The organism is Thermophagus xiamenensis (assembly GCF_900112795.1).
GTDB lineage: Bacteria > Bacteroidota > Bacteroidia > Bacteroidales > Marinilabiliaceae > Thermophagus > Thermophagus xiamenensis.
Genome location: NZ_FONA01000017.1, coordinates 83,868 through 101,169 on the forward strand (window position 1 = coordinate 83,868; position 17,302 = coordinate 101,169).

The window sequence follows — 17,302 nt, forward strand, 5'->3', positions numbered from 1 at the left end:
AATAATTATTTAGCCAATGCTATTTAGGCTTTATAGGTCTGAAAAGAAAGTTTTGGCTTAATTGGGTATATTTTAGCGATACAGACAAATGCAAAATGACAAAAGGAATTTATCATTTAATTTTTTTATTAGACCACTGGGGTTGTAGATGAAATATTAAGATTAAAAACCTTTATCCTTTTCTCTTTCAACTAATAACTAAGAATTATAACTAATTACTGATAGCCGTAATCTAATATTAGGTTTGTTAAATCTATAACTTTGAACTATTTCATTCTGATGAAAACAATAAATAATTGATTTATAAATTGTTATGTTATGAAAATTAAAGGAAAATGGCCTCTTTTGTTTTTAGTATCGTTATGGGTATTAACCGGATGTCAGGATGATGATATTTGGGTTAATACCGAAAACAATGATGATAATCGGGAGTTGGAAATAGCTGCCCCAATAGGTGAAATAACCTATAAAATCGCTGATTTTTTAGAAGAAATTGATAATGAATATATTTTTATTGATCAGCAGGGGATGGTTTATGCCCGGTTTTTTCAAGAAGTTGATATCGATTGGGAGACTCTGGTCAGACTAAGAGATTTTTCGGAAGTTTGGCAATATCCTTTGAACGAAGTGGATTTATTTCCAGACTTAAAAGCTGCTTCTTCAGCACAGTTTAAAGAAAAAGTAAAACTTAATTCCCGCGATGATGTCCGTATCGATTCGGCTTTTATGGATGAGGGTAGATTGCAATTTCAATTATCCGTGCCATTTGGTACTACCGGAAATGTTCAAATCTCTGTTCCGGAAGTGTTTCACAATGGTGAGCCGCTTCACTATTCATTTGATGTAAATGCTTCCAATTATACTTTTGGGGTAGACGAAGATTTGGCAGGGAAAAAGATTGTTCCATCTCAGGGACAAGACTCTAGTTATTTATCGGTTATAACCTCCGTTAATTTGGAAAATGTTGTTCGTGGGAATGCCATTCTCGATTTTTCCTTAAGCAATATGAATCCAGCGTTAACATTTGGTTATTTCGGACAGCAAGAAGCTTCAAAATTGGAACAGGATATTTCTTTCGATGTCTTTGACGATTTGGAAGAAGATGTGGATAACATTGAATTTTTTGATTTAAACCTTTCTTTAAAAGTGGAAAGCGGGATAGGCGTTCCTTTTGATGTTACGGTGGAAAATCTGCAATTTTTTCATGAAAATGGTGACCTTGTTGGCACATTGAATGTCGACGGCGAAAACTTTGTCAATCTTTTTTTGGAAGCTGCCATCTATAGCGATCCCATAGAAAATGCCGTTACATCTATTACCATCGACAGAGATAATTCCGACAACATTGTGGATATTGTTAACAGTTATCCCGATCGGGTACGTTTCGATGTTACTTCTTTCTCCAATCCCAACGGTGAAACCGAACTTCAGAATTTTATGGGGCTTGATAACGTATTGAAGGGAACTCTGGAAGTGAATTTGCCTGCCTGGTTTAAAGCTTCGGGCTATAGTCGTAAGGATACTGTCGATTTTGATATTCATGATATTTTAGGAGAGGACGAAGATGATGTTCGTAAGATTGAGGATATAACGCTCTTCTTTGATTTCTTTAGTCGAATTCCTGTAGATATTGCCGCCAGAATTTGGGTTATCGATGGTCAGGGCAATAAGATAGATGACCTTCTCGATTCTACTAAAGTTATCGTTTCCGGTGATCTCAATCCGGAAACCGGATATGTTGATGAGCCCAAACATTCTGAATTTTCTGTTGCCATTTCCGGCAATCAAATTAATGAGTTCCTCGACAAGGATGCTATGAATATTGTTATTGAAACGGCTTATAATACACCTTCGGGAGATAATCCTGAGTTGGATTTTATCCGAATTTATGACGATATGGATTTCAAAGGGGAGCTGTCAATAAAAATTAATGGTAGTATCCCTTCTTTGTAAATATTCAATAAGTTATCCTATAAATAGTTAAAGAAATGAAAGCGGTTTTTTATATATTATTTCTGATTATTCTTTATTTATTTGTTCTGGTTCCTCTGAGTGCTCAAAATCCTATGGGACTCTACTTTATGGAAACCATTCCGCAGTCCCAAAAGCTTAATCCGGCCTTTCAGCCAAGGGCTAACGGTTTTTTTTCTATGCCTTCCGTCAACGTTTTGATGCAATCTGATATGGCTTTTAAGGATGCTTTTCAGGATAAAGGTAGTGAATGGGTCACCCCTTTGAGTCGTCGATTCGATTATTCTGACCTTTACCAAGTCATCGGTAAGGCGGCTAATTTTAATCATTATACGGAGGCTGACTTGATGGGGATAGGTTTTCGTTCGGGGAAAGATTATTTTTCCTTTTCTGTTGGGTTACGAAATGTTTTACAAACCGGTCTTCCGGCCGATCTTTTTAAGATTACCGAGTTGGGATTTCCCGAAGATGAGCAATTCGATTTTTCTTCGCTTAGAATTAAACAGGCTCTTTATTATCAATTTGCTTTTGGGTACAGCAGGCAATGGAACGACCAATGGACTTTCGGGATTAAAGTTAAACCCCTTTTCGGCGTTTTTGGCGGCATTACCGATATTGACCGTTTCCAGCTAAATACTTCACATCTTCAGTGGGATTTGCTGGTATCGGGTCAAATACACACTTCCGGACCCCTGGATGTTGAAGAGGGTCAGCCCGGCGATTTCCCGGAATCCATAGAGATGCGTGATCTATCTGACGATGAAGTGGGGGATTATTTTGGCGGGTTTAATAATTTTGGACTGGCTTTCGACCTTGGTGCTGAATATCGACCTGATAGCCTGTGGACCTTTTCAGTCGCTCTTAACAATCTGGGATCCCTGAAATTTAAAAATGACCTCAATACCCTGGCGTTTGATGGAGCCTATGCTTTCGATGGAATCAGTGTTGAAGGAACCGATGATGATGAAATTGAACAAGCATTTGAAGACATCGGAGATTCCATCAAAACAGTGATTAATTATGATGTCAATCACGATAAATTTCGCATTCCTTTGTCGCCCGAAATATATTTAGGGGCATCATATCAATGGACGCCGGCCGTGTCTTTCGGGCTCTTGTCAAGGAGCATTTTCCAAAAATATAATTTCCGTCAGGATTTTTGTCTTTCCGCCAATCTTCAGCCTTATTCTTTTGTGTCCTTTAATTTGAATTACAGTAAACGTATTAAAGGCGGTAGTGGTCTGGGGATGGCTTCTTCCATTTTGTTTGGGCCTCTTCAACTGTTTTTGGCGGCAGATTATATGCCCTTACGCTATGCACAGGTCTCTTTCGATGATGAAGAAGATTCTTTCCCTATGGCTTATCGGCAAAAAGATTTGAGTTTTTTGTTCGGCCTTAATTTTATTTTCGGACGACACGGAACACGCAATAAACAACCCCGATCGGAATAATCTTTTATCAAGAATCAAGAAGTCTTTTTCTTTATCCAGGAAATTTCCCGGTTTATATGAATTTTGTGTTTATAGGTTGAGTGTAGAGAATCAGTGGTTTAAGTAAATAAAGGCAGGAAATTAGTTTTGTGATCTCTTGTTTGCACAAATTAATTTCCTTTTTTTGTGTTTTGAATGAACATGTATATTTGTTTAGTCAAATGCGTTTCGTTAACCCGAATAAAATATAATTTATGAGTCAATTGCCCGATTTTAAAGACAGAATTTTTATTCGACAATGGTTGGTGCTAAAGCCTTACCGAAAAATAATGCCCACTGATAATTATTATCTGCAACTTAGTAATAAGGTTAAAATGGCAGCTTATGGCTGTCAGGAAGCATTGATGTTGTCCCTATATTTGGAAAGCGAAGAGATTGACCTTTTGTGGTGTTTTTTGACATCTTATTTGGAGGACCTTGTTTCTGATACAAACCTGTGGAACACTTTTGTAAAACTTCATAAAGCTCTTTATCAAAAACCTTTGCCTTTTTTTGACCTTGAAGATTATTATGAGGGGGAAGTTAACTGGCAGGATATTGCTTTTCTCATTTGGTATTATTTGAATACCATGCAAAAGGAAAAGTTCATATTGGCATCCAGTGGCTTCATAACAACACTTGCGCACGCCGTTTTTGAAGTATTAGATGAGGCTTGGGAATATGCCCCTGAGAACAATGCACTTAAACCATTTTATTCATTGGATGACTCTGAGGATATTGGGTTTTATGAGTCGAGAGTTCTTATGGACCAAATTTTTTTCAATTCGTATTTATTTTACCCTGATACACAGCTGGAACTTAAGAATGAAGTGGAAATAATATTTGAAGAAAATAAAGGCGAAAGACATTTGCTTTCCTATTTAAATGAAAGGAGGGATTTAATGGTGCATTCATTATATTCCCGCCTTTTGGCACTGAGAGCTAAAGATTGGGCATCAGCTATTTTACCGGAAGGACATCGGTTGGCGCCCAAAATTAAAGACATGTCCCATAAAGTCAAAGGTTTCTTCTTTTATAAGGGGCAGGACCAACAAAATATTTTTCTTGAGCATATTGCCTCCGGGAAACAGTTTGCTTTGACCAAAAAATCTTTTGATAGCCACCAACAGCTTAATAATTTAGATGAAATTGTATACATTGGTATGGTCAGGTGGGACAATGAATGGTGGTTCTCCGGAAATTTCTTTAGTTCCGAGTATGATGCCGAATTGGTTGTAAAAGAAAGAAACTCTGTTGAAAGTAAAATGGAAGTTGATTTCTTGGATCGTCAAAATAAAGCCCTTTATAAGGTATTGGAAAAACAAGAGCGTGCTTTTAAAAAATTTACAAATGGATCCTCTCTTGTTTTCCTGGAATCTGATAAAATTGAGAGATTTCTTTACGATTTTTTTGATTACTACAATAACTCTATCCTGAAACTTAAAAATAAAAAGCACTTGGAAAGCAATTTGTCGAGAAAAATTGAATACGAGGTATCCTCAAGTTTTGTGGATGAGTTCGACAACGGGCTTGTTTTTTTTAATCCTAAAAGTGGTATTGAAGTGGCCATGGATGTAAATAGTGCATTCCCTTCCAAAGAAAATCCTTTTTTTGATGAAGAATTAAGCGAGCAGCATATTATAGATGTTATTATTGCTGAAGGATTTTCAACCGAACTTGCGCTACATTGCGTAAATGAATATAAATCGCGGTTACCTTTTTTTGATTCAGAGAAGGGAAAATTAATCCTGAATAATTTGGATTTTCTTCTCAGATTTGGGAAAGGAGAATATTACTTTAGTTATCCCTCTGTGACTTTAGTGGGAGATAATAAAAGCTAAATGCCTTTAAGATTAAAGTATTTCCAATAATGATTCAATAAATTGTTCATCTGAAATTTTTTTCCGTTATTTTTGTGGCGTTTTCAAAACTACCGGTTTATTAAAGTATTGCAAAAAATTAAGAGTCCGGTTGCTTTGTGAACCCGGCTATATGAATTTACCTTTTAGGACAGAACAAGGTGAATTGATAGGCTGCAAATTGGATTAAACGAAAATTAATTACGGAAAATAAAAGATTTGTTTATGGCCCGGGATGATGTATTTAAAAAATTGGTAGCTCACTGTAAAGAGTATGGCTTTGTTTTTCCTTCAAGTGAAATTTATGACGGATTGGGTGCTGTTTATGATTATGGTCCCAACGGCGTAGAGCTTAAAAATAATATTAAAAAATATTGGTGGGATTCCATGGTGTTGCTTCACGAAAATGTGGTAGGACTCGATTCCGCCATTTTCATGCATCCAACAACGTGGAAAGCATCCGGTCATGTGGATGCTTTTAACGACCCGCTTATCGACAATAAAGACAGTAAAAAGCGATACCGGGCCGATGTGCTCATCGAAGACCTCATGGCTAAAATAGAGGCCAAAATCACCAAAGAAACAGAGAAAGCACGCAAAAAATTTGGGGATGATTTTGATGAAGCCAAATTTAGAGCTACCAATCCCCGGGTGAAGGCCAACCAGGAAAAACTGGATGAGATTCACAACCGGTTCGTAAAGGCATTGAATGATAATGATCTTAAGGAACTGCGCCAAATAATTCTCGATTATGATGTGGTTTGTCCGGTCTCAGGGTCAAAAAACTGGACCGATGTTCGCCAGTTCAACCTCATGTTTTCTACCGAAGTAGGTTCAACGGCCGAAGGTGCTTCCAAAATTTATCTGCGGCCCGAAACCGCTCAAGGCATTTTTGTTAACTTTCTTAATGTGCAGAAAACGGGCAGAATGAAACTGCCTTTCGGTATTGCACAAATCGGAAAAGCTTTTCGGAATGAAATCGTGGCGCGTCAGTTCATCTTCCGCATGCGCGAATTCGAACAAATGGAAATGCAATTCTTTGTGCGGCCGGGTGAGGAGATGAAATGGTTCGATTACTGGAAAAACATGCGCATGAAATGGCATAAAGCATTGGACATGGGTGATGAAAAATACCGCTTCCACGACCATGATAAGCTGGCCCACTATGCCAATGCCGCTACCGACGTGGAATTTGAAATGCCTTTTGGATTCAAGGAGGTGGAAGGGATACATTCACGTACCGATTTCGACCTGTCGCAGCATCAACAATACTCAGGTAAAAAAATGCAATATTTTGACCCTGAGCTCAATAAAAGCTATGTGCCATATGTTATTGAAACTTCCATTGGTGTCGACAGGATGTTTCTGAGCATTTTAGCCGGTGCTTATACCGAAGAGGAGGTCCCCGATAAAGACGGGAAAACCGGTGAAACACGTGTTGTACTTAAGTTGCCACCCGTTTTGGCTCCTGTTAAACTGGCTGTTCTGCCTCTGGTCCGCAAAGATGGATTACCTGAAAAAGCTCTGAAAATTGTCGATCAGTTTAAATTTGATTTTAACTGTCGGTATGAGGAAAAAGATTCCATTGGGAAACGATACCGGCGACAGGATGCAATCGGTACGCCATATTGCATTACCGTTGACCATCAGACTTTAAAAGATGATACTGTTACTATACGATATCGGGATACGATGGAACAAGAGCGTGTGAAAATTGAACAGCTTTATGATATTATCACCAAGAAAGTGAGTTTGAAGGAGCTGTTAAAAACATTAGTTTAGATGAATTGCTAATTATTTTTGTTTTTCAGTCGATTATTAAAGATATAATTGCCCCGGATCTGTGATAGAAATATCTTCCGGGGCATTTTTACTTTTTTAAGAAAAGAAAGAGAAAATATTTTGTTGTTCAGAATCAAATTAATTTAAAAATATCCGAAGGCGGTCTTTGTTCAAATGTAGATGCTCGTTTATATATATCCATACCTCTCAGTGATTGTGGCTTTTCTTCTATAATTGATTCAAGTAGTTTTGTGTAAAATTCTGAAATGCCAGGTGTTTCAATGTCGTTTATTCGACAGTTGTGCCATAATAGGCTAAAAAGTCCGCCGAATTTTCGTGCTTCCTGAATATAATGGTTAACCGCTTGTTTTAATTCTTCAAAGGATGCCTGTCGATAGTTGAGCACCGATACTTCCATCATGACAAGTGGGATTTCCCAAATTTGCATCATTTGGTCTGTTTCAAAATCATAGGGATGAAAAGGCAGACAATAACCGTTGCGGTATCCATCGTGTTCGGCAAAGGCCAGTGAAGTGTCGTATATTAATCCTGCATTAGACTGAAGTTTAAATGTGTGTGGATGGGAAAAGCGTAAATAGTGTTGCCTTATTCCAATGGATTTGGTTCCTGTGGCGGTTTCAAATTCCTGCTTTTGGAAACTTAAATTTTGACCATCTTCAGCAGAGCGATATGTGCCGTGAAGTCCTACTTCAAATCCTTCTTTTTTTAATGTTGATATTAAACTCTTTATTTTTTTGTTTTTGTAATGATAGAGTGAATTTTTAAAGCCATCCTCACGTTTCAAAAAAAAGTAGGTGGAACGAATTCCCAACTTTTTTTCCAGATTTATCAGTTTGCCAAAATTCCACCACGGATCTTCTTTTTTAAATGGATTTAGGTTATATCCCAATCCTTGAAAAAAGAGGTTTATAATTTTACTCTTACTTAAATTGGATGGTGATAATCCTAAGAACTGCTTAAGTCTATATAATACATAAAAGGGATGATGGAAGGCTATGCGGTCAACATCATGGCTTAGAAAAAATGCAAAAGAATCGAACAAGCGCAGGCGGTCGATTTTCTTGTTGTGGTTTTGTGCAAAAGTTTCCAGCCCTTCTGTTATTATCTCAAAATAGTAGTTAACTACGGGTAGATGGACAAAATTTAGTTTTTTCTGAATGGACAATTCAAAAGGAAATCGTCCGTGCTGATCTTTTTGTTCTACTTCGATCTCTTGTTGTCCTGAAAGCAGATAAAAAGCCGAGGAGAGTAAATCATGCCTAAATATCAAATTACCTTTGGTGTCGAAATGGTATATTTCTCCATTGGGGTCTTTTGTGCCGAACAGGATCGGGATTTTTTTGCCGTGAAATATTATTTCAAATGGCTCTGGGTGGGCTTGTGACGATTGAATGAAAATTATTTTATTTTCCAGATATGGTGGTATTTCTTTGCAGTCATTTACAATTATAATTGAATGTGGTTCCAGGTTGTGGATACGGACGTGTTGCCAAAGGTGATGAAAAATATATTTAACCTTGTTTTCAGAAAGATACATGGTATTAATTCTATTTTTTATTGAGTTTTATACAGATGAGTTAATTTTTTGTTCTTGTAAATACTTTTGCTCTTAATAATAAGATCAGTTTTATTGATTTGATTTAGGCTTTCGTAATGTATAAGGCTAAATCAACTTAGTTGTTGAAGGTGATGTTTTTATTAAAACAAAGGTAACTATATTTAACCGGAAGATCGTTTAAGATTCATCAATAATAAAAACAATAATTGAGCTTTAGTAAAATTTAACTTGGTCTCACATTTCTACAAAAGGTTTTGCCGTACCTTTGTCGTCAACTAATTAATAACTAAATCAATGGAAGTTTTTACTGCTGAGTATTTTGGTTTGTTTGTAATTATTTGTCTGGGCTTTATCTTGGGTAGTATTAAAATTAAAGGTATTTCCCTTGATATTTCAGCAATTATCTTTGTGGCTTTGGTTTTTGGTCATTTCGGAATGACTATGCCGTCGATAATAGGCAAGCTTGGTCTTGTTCTTTTCATATATACCATTGGGATGCAGGCCGGCCCGGGTTTTTTTGAGTCTTTTCAAAAGCAGGGACGTAATCTCGCCTTGTTAGCCTTTATTGTAGTAGGAACAGCGGCTTTAGTTACAGTTGTAGCCTATTATTTTACAGGGATAGATATATCTGTAGCAATAGGATTGCTAACGGGAGCACTGACAAGCACACCAGGCCTCGCCGCGGCGATAGATGCCACAGGCTCTCCTTTGGCCTCTATTGGGTATGGTATTGCCTATCCGTTCGGGGTAATAGGGGTTATTCTTTTTGTTAGGTTATATCCCAAATTAATAAAGGCTGACATTGGTAAAGCGGAAAAAGAATACGAAAAATTAAGTGAATCTGGTTTCCCGGATATTAAAAGTAAAACCTTCCGTGTCGAAAACGATAATGTGAATGGCAAGTCTATTTCTGAATTACGTATAAGGTCGATGACTAAGGCCGTTATTTCGCGGATTATGCATGAGGGTGAAGCAGTAGCACCTTCACCCAATACCATTTTGCAGAAAGGTGATTTGGTGAAAGCTGTCGGTACCAACGATGCCTTACGAAAGTTCAGACTACTAATCGGACGTGAAACTGATGAAGAAATTCCTCTGCATAAATCTTATGAGGTACAATCGATACTTGTTACCAATAAGGAAGCAGTTAATCAACCTTTGGGTACTTTTAATTTATGGAATAATTATCAAGCCACCGTTACGCGGTTACGCCGTAGTGGAATTGACATTACTCCGTCCCCATCCATGAGGCTCCATTTAGGCGATAAGTTAACTGTTGCCTGTAGCCGGGAAAATATGAAACAAGTGGTACGCATCTTTGGCAACGATGACAAAAAACTTTCGGATACAGATTTCTTCCCTGTTGCCGCTGGTATTGTTTTAGGAATTGTTTTGGGGAATTTATCTTTATCTTTTGGGGGGATGTCATTTAATTTGGGTCTTACTGGTGGTATTTTGGCTGTTGCAATGATTCTTAGCCGGATTGGACGTACCGGACCGGTTATATGGAGTATGTCGGGGGCGGCTACTCAGTTGTTGCGACAAATTGGTCTTATGTTTTTTCTGGCCGAGGTGGGAACTAAAGCCGGGGCACAACTGGTGGACACTTACTCGGAATATGGTGGCCAGCTTTTTTTAATAGGTGGTGTCATTACTCTAATGCCAATGATTCTTGCAGTTATTGCTGCCCGGTTTATGAAAAATATGGACATATTGACTTTGTTGGGAGGTATTACCGGCTCAATGACCAGTACACCTGGCCTGGCAGCTGTTGATCCCATGACCAAAACCAATGCGCCGGCTATTGCTTATGCTACCGTTTATCCCGTGGCAATGGTTTTATTGATTATTTTTACTCAGTTTTTAGCAATTTTATAGCCGGCTTCTATGGTTTTATTTGCTAAAATACATTGATTTAGTGATGAAATTCGGGCCTGTTAATGGCCCTTTTTTGCTCTTTCAGGTTTAATAAACCGCGCAGACTTTAAAAAATTATTATAAGTTTATATGTTTTATAGGGTAATCTGATTTAATAGTTTTAAATAGTGGTAATTACCGAATATAATTAATGATTTTCCGGATAGAAAAAAAGAAAGATAATTCTAAAGGCAATACTTTAGGAACTAATTTATTTTTTCGAAAAATTACTCGGTTGCTCATTTTTCTATCCGTTTTGTTTTTTCTTTTTTTGTTGGTTCCGGTTCCGAAATTTTCTTCCCCGCAATCTACCGTTGTTCTGGCCCGTGACGGCTCCTTGTTGGGCGCACGTATTGCGTCTGACGGGCAATGGCGTTTCCCGGCATCGCAGCAATTACCTGAAAAATACAAAACATGCTTGTTGCTTTTCGAAGACGAATATTTTTATTTCCACCCGGGGGTTAATCCAATTTCTATCCTGCGCGCCACCGTTCAAAACATACGTACGGGGAATGTGGTGAGTGGTGCCAGCACTATCTCAATGCAAGTTGCACGAATGGCCCGAAAAGCGCCTCGTACCTTCCTAAATAAACTTTGGGAAATGGTTTTGGCATTAAGACTGGAGCTTGCAAAAAACAAAGAGGAAATTTTATTGATGTACACTGCCAATGCCCCTTTTGGCGGAAATATTGTTGGTCTTGATGCTGCTTCGTGGCAATATTTTCAACGTCCTCCGAAACATCTTACCTGGGCTGAAGCAGCCTGTTTAGCTGTCCTTCCCAATGCTCCCGGATTGATAAGACCGGGGCACAACCATCACATACTGAAAGGGAAAAGAGATAGGTTGCTTCATAAACTTTTTGAAAAAGGTTATATCGATTCTACGGAACTTCAACTTTCTCTCCTGGAACCTTTGCCTTCCGGTAAAAGATTGTTGCCGGACAAGGCTCCTCATTTGGTTGATTATTTTTGGATTAACCAGCCCGGACAGAGAATCCATACGACTATAGATCCAGAGCTTCAAACTCTTGCCGAACAGGTCGTACAGCGACATACGGTTAAACTTTTGACTAACCATATCCGCCACGCTGCAACATTAATTGCTGATATTGAATCGGGCCAGGTTTTGGCTTATGTGGGTAATAGCCGGCCTGTCGATATGGATGATGGTTATAATGTGGATATGGTTCGGGCCAAAAGAAGTTCCGGAAGCATCCTGAAGCCAATGCTTTATGCTGCTTCACTGCAGGAGGGTCTTATCCTTCCCAACTCATTGCTTGCCGATGTACCTACCCGAATAGGCAGTTATGCCCCTGAAAATTTTTATCCTCGTTTCGATGGTGCCGTACCTGCCGATGAGGCCTTGTCGCGCTCTCTTAATGTTCCTTTTGTAAGGCTGCTCAGACAATATGGAGGTGAGAAGTTCCTTAAAAAACTTTCGGAGGCCGGCATTTCTACGCTTAATAAAGGGTTTGACCACTATGGGCTGAGTCTAATTCTGGGAGGAGGGGAGGTAACTCTTTGGGATCTGACAGGAAGTTATGCCTCTATGGGAAGAACTCTAATTCATTATACTTCCGAAAATAGTCGTTATCGTATTTCTGATTTTCATCCGCTTAGTTTAACAGATACTGTGGCCGGTGAAATCAAATTTACTGATCATCCCCCGGTATTTTCGGCCGGGGCGTTGTGGTGGACTTTTCAGTCCATGCAAAGTTTGGTGAGACCACCCGAAGAAAAAGGATGGGAAAATTTTAGTACGCAACAAAATATAGCCTGGAAAACCGGTACCAGTTTTGGTTTCAGAGATGCATGGTGTATCGGTCTCAATGGCCGTTTTGTTGTTGGGGTATGGGTAGGAAACGCATCGGGTGAAGGTCGACCAGGGTTGATCGGTGGAACGGTCGCTGCACCTTTAATGTTTAAGTTGTTTGATCTTTTGCCGCATGGTCGCTGGTTTGAAAGGCCATATGATGATTTAAAAGAAGTGACCATTTGCCAAAAATCCGGTTACAGAGCTGGGCCTAATTGTCCCTCGAAATTGTTACAGGTTCCAAAGTCAGTTAAATCATCATCATTATGTCCCTGGCATAGGCTTGTACATCTCACCATAGATCGTCGTTATAGAACCAAAATAACTTGCGAGCCTTCCGGAAAAATCATTTCGGAACCATGGTTTGTTTTACCTCCGGTAATGGCGTGGTATTACAGTAAGCTTCACTCCGATTATCGGTTTCTCCCCCCTTTAAAACCCGGCTGTTTTGATGAGGATTTCTTGCCTATGGCCTTTATTTATCCAAATCCGGGGATTTCAGTTATTCGCCCAGTTGACCTGGATGGTAAACGACAATCTGTGGTCTTTAAAGCTGTGCATAATAATCCCGACGCTATCGTTTTCTGGCATCTCGACAATCAATATTTAGGACAAACTCAGCGTATCCATGAAATGGAAATTATGCCCGAGCAAGGAACTCACCAGATTACCATTGTTGATCATGACGGAAACCGTTTAACAAGATCATTTAAGGTGCTCTTCTGATTTTGTTTTTTTTATGGATTCTTTGGCATTCATCGGGGCATACTTTTTCTACAATAAACAAAAATCTGTAATTTAGGGTTTTCTGTTTCGGCCTTAAGTTTAGCTAAGTAGCTTCACTGGTTGAATTTTCGGAAAATTTTATGCAGTTATGAAAAAGGAAAATTTCTTTACTATCCCAAACTTGTTGAGTTTTTATCGTCTATTGGCTTTCCCCTGGATTTTGTTTTTGGTAGTATCTAAAAAGGAAAACTTATTTAGCATTTTTTTAGTTATTAATTTAGTAACGGATATTTTAGATGGGTTGTTGGCCCGTATTCTGCATCAGCGAACCGAAATAGGTGCCCGGCTTGATTCTGCGGCTGATGATCTTACTTATGCCTTAGCAATTATAGGTATTTTTGTTTTTAAATATGAGGTTTTAGAACCTCACTTACAAAGCTTCATTGTTTTTATTGTTTTCTTGATTTTGCCGATAGTTTTATTTTTAATAAGATTTGGCCGATTACCCAGCTTTCATCTTTATTCTACTAAAATTGGGGGATATATTGAGGGTATTTTTTTTATTTTGCTCTTTTCCGGGAATTTTATTGTCCCCTATTATTATTTTATGGTGGTTTGGGGCATTATGGCTTCCATGGAGCATATCGCGATTCAGGCTATCATACCTGATGTTCGTTCGGATGTAAAAGGTTTGTATTGGGTATTGAAAGAAGAATTAAGGCAGAGGAAAAGAGAATGACAACCGGGTTGGTCGGCCTTAAATTATTTGCTTTTTTGTTCCATTCGAAAATGAATATTATCGATTCTAAAATACCGGGCACCGGAAACTAAAAACTAATCACTAAAAATTTATATACTTGTTCTTTTTTATTGGCCGAAAAAAATAAAATATGATATTTTATTCAACGTTTGAGTGGAGTTTTTTGTGGCTACCCATTATCGGTTTTATTATAGGATTTGGAGCCTCAGTAACCGGTGGTGGGGGAGGCTTTTTTTTTCTTCCGGTTTTAATTCTGCTATTTCATGTTCCGGGGCAGGTAGCTGTAACTACTTCTCTGGCCGCCACTTTGCCGGTTTGTCTTGCCGGCTCATGGAGCCATTACCGCCAAAAGCATATAGATTTATCTATTGCCTTGATTTTTATATTAACGGGTATAGCGGGAGCCCTGATTGGGGCCTGGCTTACCAATATGGTATCATCCTCGTTATTTGAGCTGGTTTTTGGTTTTTATTGCCTTATTTTGGCTTTGCAAATGGTATATGTCCGCTTTCGGCGAAAACGAAGCGGAAAGACGGATGAAATGAAGTTATTTTCCAGGAGTAAAGTTATTCAAAGTTCTGTTTACGGATTATTGGCAGGAGTGGTTACCGGACTATTTGGTACCAGCGGTACGGCGCCGGTGCTGGCCGGACTGCTGGCACTGGAACTTCCTTTAAAAATAGTAGCAGGAACTTCTCTTCTGGTTGTTACCACCAATACATTTTCGGCACTTGGAGCTCATCTGTTGATTGGGGAAATTGATATGACATTGATATTGTTCCTTACTGCCGGAACCATTTTGGGAGCGTTCATGGGGCCCCGTCGTATGGCACGTGTCAAAACCGACCGTTTCGATGATAAGGTTCGGTTTTGGTATGCCGTAGTTCTCGCAATTTTTGGACTGGGCATTATAATTTCAGCCATCTGATTTTTGAGCAGGTGTTGAATTTAAATTTAAATTTCGGTGTTTTAATCGAGGTTTAATTTGGACGGTAATTACCTTTAAATAGTTGGTTAGGAAATTAGCTTATCAATATTATTGAATTTTCCGGCAAAAAAAACTTGACAAAAATATATGATTGTTATTAACTTTGGAAGTGCTTTCAGAGTATAATATGATGCTGTATTTTTCGGTCTTTCTCAGTGTTTGAAGTTTTTTTGGCCAGTTGGCACAAATGGTCCTTTTTTGGTCATTTTAATGATGTTTAACCCCAAAACCGAAAACCTGCTAACCCGCTTCAATGACCATTAAATGACCCGTTTTAGAGATGATGAAAATTTCAATTCTGTTTGGATGCGGGAGCAGGATTGAGGTTTTTAAAATCAACTGATTATGCCACAAAAGACTGATTTTGAAGCGCACAAAGAGGAAGCTTTAGCCATTAAAGAAGATGAGGTTAAAGTTCCTTACATGCCGGTGGGTATTTACATCCAGGAAGCTGAAGACCTGGTTAAGTGGGCCGAAAGAGACAAGGAAAAATTAGTGGCTGCCGGGTTGCCCGAAGGAATTCTTGAAAGCATTCAATCAAAAGCCGGCGCTTTGCGTGAAGCTCAATCCATTTGGATGAAAGAGCGGCAGGAGCGCGACGAAGCCGAACTGGAATGGAAAAAAAGGTCGCCAGAAGCTTATGAGTATCGGGACGAAATGTTGGCTGCCATGCGATATGCCTTCCGGCACAGAGATGATTTGCTGGTTAAGGTTTCGGCTATTGCCGAAGGTTCAGGACATGCTGATATGATTCAGGACCTTAACGATGCTGCTGTTTTGGCACGTGAAAATGCCGACCTGATGATGGCTATCGGCAAAGACGAATCGTTTTGGGAAAAAGGTGCTCAGTTGTCTGATGAAATGGCCGATTTAAGAGCTAAAGCCAATGGTGAAAAGTTTGAAGAAAGCCAAAACAAATTGATGCGTGATCGCATGTATACCTTACTTAAACGCGATGTTGATGAGGTAAAAGCCTGTGGAAAATATGTTTTTAGAAAAGACAAAAACAGGCTGCAAGGTTATTTCAGTAATTATAATCGTAAGTAGATAGTTTTGGTTTTAAAATAAGGAAGGTGACAAGGGAAGAGGGCCTATAGAGGCCCTTCCCTGTTTATTGAGATTTTTGAGAAAACAGGTTAACTGTTTTCTTAAAAAGGCTTAAAACCTCATAGTTAGTCTGTTTTACATGTGGAATTGAAAAATAGTGTCTCGGGCATATTTTTTCAGGTTTAAGCAGCATTCAGGGGCTTCCTGCCACTTTTTTCAGAAATTCTGGTGTTTTTGACGTGTGCCTGCCGCAAAATGGTATGGCGCTGGCGTACCTCTGAAGCCTCCTGCTTGCCAGCTGTGCTCCAACCCCCGGCAGGACGGCATAATGTTGCGGCAGGACGACTACATTCACTGGCAGGAGCCCAAATTTTTCGACAGGAGGCAGTTATTTTGCGCCAGCACCTTAACAAATTATGGCAGGACAGGCATTACATTGCCCGGAGTAATCAATAAGCCACAATTGAATTTATATTGATGCAAGAAGAGTGATGTTAATTTGGCAGGAGGGGAGATTGTTTACCCGCCCGTTTAGAAAAATGCACTTTATAGCGAAATTTTTAGAAGGTTCCGCCGGAAAAATTACGGAACTACCTACTTCTTGAATGATTTGGCTTGTTCATTCTTTTTTCTAAATAAATCTTTCAAATCAATTGGCGGAAGTATATAAGGCCCGAGGGGGGCGGAAGCAGTCATGTTGGATAGTGAATTACGTAGGTAACCTATCATAATGCTTACCGTTGAATAATATTTCAGATTGTCTTTAACACTTCTTTCGATTCTATCTACTTCATTAATTAAAAATATTCCGGAACCTTCAATAAATAGGCTATATCCGGGAAGAGGAGCTTCTGTATTATTTACAGAAATCTTGGTAAATACTTGTATTTCTCCTTTCTTTTTGGCCTGATGGGCAAAATCAATATCAATTTGATAACCATCAATGAGTTCATATATATTTTTGTGAAGCTTCTTCAGAGGTGTAAATTTGTAATGTGATTGCAAAACAGCAAAATTTTTTAATTGTATCTCAGATGGTTTTGCTAACATATCTTTGGTTATTTAGGCAACACAATCTTCATTTTGAGAAGATATAGGGATATCTTCTGATTCTTCGTAATTAGGTGTGCTAAACGATTTAAATGTTTTGTAAACCCAAAATCCTTTTCCGTCCGAGACAAAAGTGTGGTATTTTTTTATTTGCTCTTCATACGGTATTTTTTCTTTTATTTCAAATTCAATGTTTAGGGCTTGTTTCATTTTTGCCAATATGGAAAGGTTTATTAGCTTATCCCCTGGTAGTGTTTAAATTAGTGTGTCCGGATAAAGATCTATCTCAGTTTAGTTAGTATTGCAAATTTAATTTTTTCTTTTTCCTGATTTGATAAATA

General features: G+C 38.6%; 12 protein-coding genes. 9 read left to right on the forward strand and 3 right to left on the reverse strand.

Features of this window, described 5'->3' with window-relative positions:
* Positions 1-318 precede the first annotated feature (318 nt).
* From BM130_RS11055 to BM130_RS11070, 4 genes are all read left to right on the forward strand, one after another.
* Positions 319-1,953, forward strand: coding sequence for a hypothetical protein (locus tag BM130_RS11055; RefSeq protein ID WP_010527733.1), 1,635 nt, complete (start codon positions 319-321; stop codon positions 1,951-1,953).
* Positions 1,954-1,988: 35 nt separating this feature from the next.
* Positions 1,989-3,422 carry a DUF5723 family protein gene (locus tag BM130_RS11060; protein ID WP_010527734.1) on the forward strand — a complete coding sequence of 478 codons (1,434 nt, stop codon included), beginning with the start codon at positions 1,989-1,991 and terminating at the stop codon, positions 3,420-3,422.
* 233 nt (positions 3,423-3,655) lie between these two features.
* Entirely contained in the window at positions 3,656-5,281 is a 1,626-nt protein-coding gene (locus tag BM130_RS11065) for a DUF3843 family protein (RefSeq protein WP_010527735.1), read from the forward strand.
* A gap of 243 nt (positions 5,282-5,524) precedes the next feature.
* The gene (locus BM130_RS11070; protein ID WP_010527736.1) at positions 5,525-7,081 is read left to right on the forward strand and encodes a glycine--tRNA ligase; all 1,557 of its coding nucleotides are present in this window, start codon (positions 5,525-5,527) and stop codon (positions 7,079-7,081) included.
* Between the two features lie 133 nt (positions 7,082-7,214).
* On the opposite strand, the gene BM130_RS11075 is transcribed toward BM130_RS11070, so the two are convergent.
* Positions 7,215-8,639, reverse strand: coding sequence for a polysaccharide deacetylase family protein (locus tag BM130_RS11075; RefSeq protein WP_010527737.1), 1,425 nt, complete (start codon positions 8,637-8,639; stop codon positions 7,215-7,217).
* A 315-nt stretch (positions 8,640-8,954) separates the two neighbouring features.
* Between BM130_RS11075 and BM130_RS11080 the strand changes: the two genes are divergently transcribed.
* From BM130_RS11080 to BM130_RS11100, 5 genes are all read left to right on the forward strand, one after another.
* Positions 8,955-10,538, forward strand: coding sequence for an aspartate:alanine exchanger family transporter (locus BM130_RS11080; RefSeq protein WP_010527738.1), 1,584 nt, complete (start codon positions 8,955-8,957; stop codon positions 10,536-10,538).
* 190 nt (positions 10,539-10,728) lie between these two features.
* On the forward strand, positions 10,729-13,116 hold the full coding sequence (pbpC, locus tag BM130_RS11085; protein ID WP_010527739.1) for a penicillin-binding protein 1C: 2,388 nt from the start codon (positions 10,729-10,731) through the stop codon (positions 13,114-13,116).
* 148 nt (positions 13,117-13,264) lie between these two features.
* The gene (locus BM130_RS11090; RefSeq protein WP_010527740.1) at positions 13,265-13,855 is read left to right on the forward strand and encodes a CDP-alcohol phosphatidyltransferase family protein; all 591 of its coding nucleotides are present in this window, start codon (positions 13,265-13,267) and stop codon (positions 13,853-13,855) included.
* Between the two features lie 151 nt (positions 13,856-14,006).
* Positions 14,007-14,804, forward strand: coding sequence for a sulfite exporter TauE/SafE family protein (locus BM130_RS11095; RefSeq protein ID WP_010527741.1), 798 nt, complete (start codon positions 14,007-14,009; stop codon positions 14,802-14,804).
* Between the two features lie 405 nt (positions 14,805-15,209).
* Entirely contained in the window at positions 15,210-15,911 is a 702-nt protein-coding gene (locus BM130_RS11100) for a hypothetical protein (RefSeq protein WP_010527742.1), read from the forward strand.
* Between the two features lie 594 nt (positions 15,912-16,505).
* Here the strand turns inward: BM130_RS11100 and BM130_RS11110 are convergent.
* Positions 16,506-16,961 carry a protein-export chaperone SecB gene (locus BM130_RS11110; RefSeq protein WP_010527743.1) on the reverse strand — a complete coding sequence of 152 codons (456 nt, stop codon included), beginning with the start codon at positions 16,959-16,961 and terminating at the stop codon, positions 16,506-16,508.
* Between the two features lie 12 nt (positions 16,962-16,973).
* Positions 16,974-17,171 carry a hypothetical protein gene (locus BM130_RS11115; RefSeq protein WP_010527744.1) on the reverse strand — a complete coding sequence of 66 codons (198 nt, stop codon included), beginning with the start codon at positions 17,169-17,171 and terminating at the stop codon, positions 16,974-16,976.
* Positions 17,172-17,302 lie beyond the last annotated feature (131 nt).

What these genes read in the sequence shown, in the direction of transcription:
- BM130_RS11055 (WP_010527733.1), top strand. Translation starts at nt 319, where the DNA reads ATGAAAATTAAAGGAAAATGGCCTCTTTTGTTTTTAGTATCGTTATGG.
- BM130_RS11060 (WP_010527734.1), top strand. Translation starts at nt 1,989, where the DNA reads ATGAAAGCGGTTTTTTATATATTATTTCTGATTATTCTTTATTTATTT.
- BM130_RS11065 (WP_010527735.1), top strand. Translation starts at nt 3,656, where the DNA reads ATGAGTCAATTGCCCGATTTTAAAGACAGAATTTTTATTCGACAATGG.
- BM130_RS11070 (WP_010527736.1), top strand. Translation starts at nt 5,525, where the DNA reads ATGGCCCGGGATGATGTATTTAAAAAATTGGTAGCTCACTGTAAAGAG.
- BM130_RS11075 (WP_010527737.1), bottom strand. Translation starts at nt 8,639, where the DNA reads ATGTATCTTTCTGAAAACAAGGTTAAATATATTTTTCATCACCTTTGG.
- BM130_RS11080 (WP_010527738.1), top strand. Translation starts at nt 8,955, where the DNA reads ATGGAAGTTTTTACTGCTGAGTATTTTGGTTTGTTTGTAATTATTTGT.
- pbpC (WP_010527739.1), top strand. Translation starts at nt 10,729, where the DNA reads ATGATTTTCCGGATAGAAAAAAAGAAAGATAATTCTAAAGGCAATACT.
- BM130_RS11090 (WP_010527740.1), top strand. Translation starts at nt 13,265, where the DNA reads ATGAAAAAGGAAAATTTCTTTACTATCCCAAACTTGTTGAGTTTTTAT.
- BM130_RS11095 (WP_010527741.1), top strand. Translation starts at nt 14,007, where the DNA reads ATGATATTTTATTCAACGTTTGAGTGGAGTTTTTTGTGGCTACCCATT.
- BM130_RS11100 (WP_010527742.1), top strand. Translation starts at nt 15,210, where the DNA reads ATGCCACAAAAGACTGATTTTGAAGCGCACAAAGAGGAAGCTTTAGCC.
- BM130_RS11110 (WP_010527743.1), bottom strand. Translation starts at nt 16,961, where the DNA reads ATGTTAGCAAAACCATCTGAGATACAATTAAAAAATTTTGCTGTTTTG.
- BM130_RS11115 (WP_010527744.1), bottom strand. Translation starts at nt 17,171, where the DNA reads ATGAAACAAGCCCTAAACATTGAATTTGAAATAAAAGAAAAAATACCG.